Source organism: Porcipelethomonas ammoniilytica, assembly GCF_025567485.1.
Classification (GTDB): Bacteria; Bacillota; Clostridia; order Oscillospirales; family Ruminococcaceae; genus Porcipelethomonas; species Porcipelethomonas ammoniilytica.
Genome location: NZ_JAOQKH010000041.1, coordinates 1 through 5,080, shown reverse-complemented (window position 1 = coordinate 5,080; position 5,080 = coordinate 1). Strand labels below are relative to the sequence as shown.

The window sequence follows — 5,080 nt, the reverse complement described above, 5'->3', positions numbered from 1 at the left end:
TTACAGATCAAACGCCGATTTTAAAATCGGAAAAAAAGATAAAATTACAGAAATTAAAACAGTTGAAAATTCGCCATTGGCGAATTAAGGATTTAGGAGGTCAAAAATGGACGTTTTTATACAAACAGTTGAAATAATGGGAGATATGTTTTTTGTGGGCGGATTAATAGTACTTATTATAGGCGCTGCACAGTTATTTATGTCCTTGAGTTCGCAGAGTTCAGATACAAAAAGTCACTCAGGTCTGCTTCTTGCATCAGGTATAGGATTAATGACAATAGGAAAAGTTCTGATACCCATGATATCTACTCAGGTAAGCTTTTAGTTGAATAGAGGTGATTTTATTTGGGAGATATATTAGATTCAATTGAAAATAAAATTATCGGCTGGCTTCGCAGTGCGGTAGAAGAATGTCTGACAGGATTATTTGATGATATGACCGACGCTTCCCTTTATGCAAGCGATCAGCTGGAACAGACACCAGAGACATGGAACAGCGGTATTTTTGCATTGGTAAAGCAAATTTCAATAGAAGCTATCGTCCCGATCGCAGTTATCATACTGTCTATAGTAATATGCCATGAATTTATTACACAGCTTCTGGACAAGTCAATACGTGAAATGGACATCGAAGTTGTAGCTAAGATGGCATTTAAATTATGTTTCGGCATTTTTATTATGAATCATGTTTTTGACATCACAATGGGTATTTTTCAATTGGGACAGCAAGCCGTCAGGATCACGGAATATGTAATATTAGATGAAACGGGGCATATGGGACATGATCTATACGGTATATTTGAAGATCAGATAAAAGATCTTGGGGTCGGACAAATGCTTATAGTTTTACTGGAAGCGATAGTAATAGATATTATTACTAAGCTTGCAAGTATAATTGTAATAATTATCGTAACATCAAGAATGATCGAAATCTACATATACTGCTCTATTTCTCCTCTGCCCTTTGCTACTCTCACTAACAGAGAATGGGGAAATATCGGACAAAACTTCTTAAAAAATCTGTTTGCTCTTGCATTTCAAGCATTCGCTATGATGTTATGTTTGGGAATTCACAATGGTCTTATAAACAATATTATCATTTCTAATTCGGATTCCCTCAACTGGACTTTGCTTCACTGCACCGGTATCAGCATCGTTGTTGTTCTTCTGCTTTGGAAATGCGGCAGTATTTCTAAATCTATTTTTAATGCTATTTAAATGAATATAAAATTCGCCAATGGCGAATTAAAGGAGGTAAACATGGAAAATAATTTTGTTCAGGGTGTTCACGGTAAATACAATTTTTATGTAATTGCCTTTGATTCGCAAAATCATTTTACTAATTACGGCAATGAGCATATTGATTTGACCTTGAAACAAGCTCAGGAGATTTACTCTAAAACAGTACTTGAAAATCCAAAGCATGTAAACACAATGCTTGGAGTAGCGTATAGTGCAGAAAAACCGGAACGTGACAGATACGGAACAGACGCAGTTGACCTGCTTCAATGCATTGACGGAAAAATAAAATTATGCGAGGATTACAAACAATCTCCTCTGCTAAGCAACGAAGGACTTATTGCGGTTAATACTGTAAATATCCTGCAAAAAAGCATCGGAGATTTGCAGAAACATCTTGATAAGAACAGCAGTCAAAAATCAGTTTCTCATCAGAAACCGCACAGCATTAGCAGTCAATCCAATTCACTTCTCGGTAAGCTTCGTGATAATCAGGCAAGGTTAAACGAAAGCGAACATTCCGATGGAACGTCTGCTCATTTGGAAAATATATAAATTCGCCATTGGCGAATTTTCAAAGGAAGTGATCAAAATTGTACATACAGTTTACAAAGGACATAAACAGAATCCGTAATACTGTTTTCTTTGGATTAACGATCAGAGAAATAATTGTATTTATTACATCCGGATTAACAGCATTCCTGTCGTTCCATTTCACAAAACGATTCATTCCCACCGGAATGGCGCTTTATATAATAGTACCTATAATGGCAATTGCATGTTTTTTTGTCTTTTATAACAAAAATACACTCAAATTTGAACGGCTTATTTTTAATAAATTAAAAAGGATTTTTTGCAGTTCTAAAATCCGTACTTTTCAAACAGAAAATATTTACGAAATAATTGAAAAAAAGGAGAATTCAGAAAATGCTGGGAACAAAGGAATTAAAAGTTCCGATAAAAAACATAAAGCAGTTAAAAAGCATGCTGCCCAAAACCGTTCAGCAGACTATACCGTTTCTGGACATGCGCAAAGACGGAATATGCATGGTAAAAAACGATTATTACACAAAAACTCTGCAATTTAACGATATAAACTATGAACTCGCAGGAGATGAGGAACAGGAAGCTATATTCAATCGTTACTGTCGTTTTTTAAACCAGTTTGAAAGCAACATTGATATTCAATTTACTTTTCAGAATAAGGTTATTGATTTAAAAGAATTCAGAAAACAAATCAAGCTTCCCGATAAAAAAGGTGAATCTGACAAAATTAAAGAATACCGGCAGGAATATCAGGAAATGCTTTACAGTCAATTTGAAAAGAGAAGCAGCGGAACCGTTAAAGTAAAATATCTGACTTTCGGAGTTCATGAAAAAAACTTCAGAAAAGCTAAGGCTTCTCTTGAACGTGAAGAGCTGAAAATTATCCGGATCTTTAAGCGTATGAATGTTAATGTTCATTCTTTAAACGGATTTGAAAGGCTTAAGCTTCTGAAAGAAAGTCTGCATCCGCTTCACCCGATTCCTTTTAATTTTGACTGGAAATCAAGATATACCTCCGGTATTTCCGTAAAAGACAGTATCGCTCCGACTTCTATGGACTTCAGCAAACTTAACTGCTTCAGAATAGGAAACAGTTACGGCGCTGCTTATCATGTATATATTGATTCAGCCGAAATTTCCGACAGAATAATCGAGGAAATTATGACTGTTGAGGGAAACGTCGCAGTAAATATACATACTCATTCCTTGGATCAGAATAAAGCGTTACGCTTTGTATCGCACAAGCTTACTAACGCTCAGGCTGTAAAAATCGGAAAGCAGCACAAAGCAGCCGATCAGGGACATGACGGTGATATTCTTTCCTTGGATCTTGTCGATGACATAAACGCAGCTAACAGTATTTATGACAGCTTAACTAAACGTAATAACAGGTTCTTCATTACAACTCTTCTGGTTACGGTTTATGCTGCAAAGCCCTCGGAACTTTGTGAAATTGAGAAGGATATACAGTCCATCGTTCAGAAGTATCACTGTGAACTTAAATCCCTTGACGATCTGCAGGAAGAAGGAGCAATGTCTTCTCTGCCTATAGGTATAAACAAAGTTAAAATAAACAGGTCGTTTACAACAGTTGAACTTGGAGCGTTTATACCGTTTACCACTCAGGAAACCTTTACTCCCAACGCAACATACTACGGCTTTAACCCTCTTTCCAACAGTATGCTCACGCTAGACAGAAATAATCTGATAAACTACGGTGCTTTGATTCTCGGCATGTCCGGAACAGGTAAGTCTTTCACTGCCAAACGTGAAATCCTTGATAAATATTTCCGTACTAACGATAACATTATAATCTGCGATCCGCAGGCTGAATATATTACACTGACTAAAGAACTTGGCGGTACTGTAATCGAAATTTCCGCAACATCTAAACATCATTTAAATCCTTTTGATATAAATTTAAGAAGCTATGAAAAAGGCGATGATCCTGTTGCAATCAAATCTCAATTTATTCTTTCCATGTGTGAAGCGGCTATAGGAAACCTCGAAGCTGCCGAAAAGTCAATAATTGACAGATGCATAAGGAAAATCTATCAGAAATATCTGGACGATCCCAATCCTGAAAATATACCTGTTTTTAAAGATCTGTACAATGCGTTGAGAAGCGTTGAAAACAATCTGCATGCGCAGGACGTTGCAGACGCTTTAGAGATTTTTGTAACAGGTTCTCTCAGCGTTTTTAATCACAGAACCAATGTAGATGTTAACAATCGTATTTTATGTTTCGACATTAGGAAACTTTCCGAACATCTTCATAAAATGGGTATTTTGGTTATTGTAGATTACGTTTGGAACAAAATTTCCAACAGCAGAGATAAAAATCTCAGTACATGGTTTTATGTTGACGAGTTTCATCTGCTTCTGAACGATCCTCTGACTGCCGCATATTCTACAAAAATGTGGAAAGAGCTAAGAAAATGGGGCGGTAAACCTACCGGAATTACTCAGAATGTTACAGATGTTCTTCTCTCTCATCAGGTAGAAAATATTCTTAAAAATTCCGCTTTTATAGTGCTGTTAGGACAAGCCGCCGGAGACCGTGAAATACTTGCGGAACGTCTGGGCATCTCTCCTCAGCAAATGGAATACATTACCGATACCGGTGTAGGCGAAGGACTTATTTACTATATCGACAAACATCAGCACGGAACTATTATTCCGTTTAAAGATGAATTTCCTAAAGACAGCAAGCTATACAAGCTTATGTCAACAAGTAATGACTATGATTAATTCAGGGTTTTTTAAATTCGCCATTGGCGAATTTTCAAAGGAAGTGATATCTTGGCAATAAATAAGAAAGCGTTAAACAAAAGATATGCTAAAAATGTCTATAAAAAGCGTAAAAAAATCAAGTCAGTAAAATCAAATTATAATTCAGTCCCAACGGCTGTTTCAAAATATACTGCATATTCAAATAGCGGCAGCAAAAAAAGTGCTAATGAAGATGTTGCACAATATGCTATGTTTTCATCTGCCAAAGCAGTAAACTTTGCAGCCCACAACGTTAGTCAGCTGCCGAAGTCTGAAACGGCTTGCTTTTTTAATTCCTATAAAACAAGTCATACCTCCGGTCTTTCTCAAGCAGAAAATATTTCAAACAAAAGTAATTTTCTGAATGTTTCATCTTCAGGTAAAAATGAAAAAGATAAAAATTATAAAAAACGAACATATGAGAGAAACCGCCGGAGATTATATAAATCTAAACGAAAACGTCTCAGTACCGTCAAGGCATATAAAAGCGCCGCTTCAAAAGCCAAAGCATTAAAAAAAGTCA

General features: G+C 36.2%; 5 protein-coding genes and 1 pseudogene. All 6 read left to right on the top strand.

Going from position 1 to position 5,080, the window contains the following annotated elements; translation table 11 throughout:
* Window positions 1–106 precede the first annotated feature (106 nt).
* Window positions 107–325, top strand: coding sequence for a hypothetical protein (locus OCV67_RS12730; RefSeq protein ID WP_147644318.1), 219 nt, complete (start codon window positions 107–109; stop codon window positions 323–325).
* Between the two features lie 20 nt (window positions 326–345).
* Window positions 346–1,218, top strand: coding sequence for a VirB6/TrbL-like conjugal transfer protein, CD1112 family (locus OCV67_RS12725; protein WP_147644317.1), 873 nt, complete (start codon window positions 346–348; stop codon window positions 1,216–1,218).
* A gap of 42 nt (window positions 1,219–1,260) precedes the next feature.
* Window positions 1,261–1,794: a hypothetical protein gene (locus OCV67_RS12720; protein WP_147644316.1), complete on the top strand. Its 534-nt coding sequence runs from the start codon at window positions 1,261–1,263 to the stop codon at window positions 1,792–1,794.
* A gap of 38 nt (window positions 1,795–1,832) precedes the next feature.
* A pseudogene (locus OCV67_RS13765) lies at window positions 1,833–2,105 on the top strand (PrgI family protein); the annotation flags it as partial.
* Between the two features lie 61 nt (window positions 2,106–2,166).
* On the top strand, window positions 2,167–4,536 hold the full coding sequence (locus OCV67_RS12715) for a VirB4-like conjugal transfer ATPase, CD1110 family (RefSeq protein ID WP_147644314.1): 2,370 nt from the start codon (window positions 2,167–2,169) through the stop codon (window positions 4,534–4,536).
* 51 nt (window positions 4,537–4,587) lie between these two features.
* Window positions 4,588–5,080: hypothetical protein (locus OCV67_RS12710; protein WP_147644313.1), on the top strand; the 493-nt coding region annotated here is incomplete at its 3' end.

Bases quoted from the DNA above. Each gene is read 5' to 3' on its own strand.
- OCV67_RS12730 (WP_147644318.1), top strand. From the start codon at position 107: ATGGACGTTTTTATACAAACAGTTGAAATAATGGGAGATATGTTTTTT.
- OCV67_RS12720 (WP_147644316.1), top strand. From the start codon at position 1,261: ATGGAAAATAATTTTGTTCAGGGTGTTCACGGTAAATACAATTTTTAT.
- OCV67_RS12715 (WP_147644314.1), top strand. From the start codon at position 2,167: ATGCTGGGAACAAAGGAATTAAAAGTTCCGATAAAAAACATAAAGCAG.